The 661-nt window shown below is 64.3% G+C and carries 1 protein-coding gene; it reads left to right on the top strand.

Annotation, left to right across the window (positions count from 1 at the left end; all coding sequences use genetic code 11):
* The coding region (gene tnpC, locus FXV83_RS42045; RefSeq protein WP_148745858.1) for an IS66 family transposase at positions 1 to 661 on the top strand (661 nt) is incomplete at both ends.

Below are 661 nucleotides of genomic sequence, written 5' to 3'. Positions count from 1 at the left end.
GCCGCTGTTCGACCCGCAGAGGAAGGTGCTGCCGATTACGCCGGCGTTTTGCTTTGCCCATGCGCGGCGGGGCTTCTTCGAGCTGGCTGACATCGAGAAAAATGCTCGGGAAGGTAAGAAGGGCAAACCGGTCTCTCCGATCGCGCTGGAGGCGGTCAGACGCCTCGATGCGTTGTTCGAGATCGAGCGCGCCATCAATGGCTGCGGCGCCGACGAGCGGCGCGCCGTGCGCCAGGAAAAGAGCAAGCCGCTTCTCGAGGACATGCACGCCTGGTTGCTGCGTGAGCGCGAAACCCTCTCGCGCTCCTCCGAGGTCCTGAAGCCCATGAATTACATGCTCAGGCGCTGGGCCGACTTTGCCCGCTTCCTCGACGATGGCAGGATCTGCCTCAGCAACAACGCCGCCGAAAGAGCGTTGCGCGGCATCGCCTTGGGAAGGCGCAATTGGACCTTCGCCGGCAGCCTGCGCGGCGCCGACCGCGCCGCCATCATGCTGACAATGATCACCACCTGTCGTCTTAACGATGTCGATCCCAAAGCCTGGCTCGCCGACGTCCTCGCCCGGATCGCCGATCTTCCCGCTTCGCGTCTGCACGAACTGCTGCCCTGGGAATGGAAGCTCCTGCGCCAAGCCGACGACCCCACCGATCAGCAAGCTGCC

It is taken from the genome of Bradyrhizobium hipponense, from assembly GCF_008123965.1.
GTDB lineage: Bacteria > Pseudomonadota > Alphaproteobacteria > Rhizobiales > Xanthobacteraceae > Bradyrhizobium > Bradyrhizobium hipponense.
This window is presented reverse-complemented; position numbering and strand designations above follow the sequence as displayed.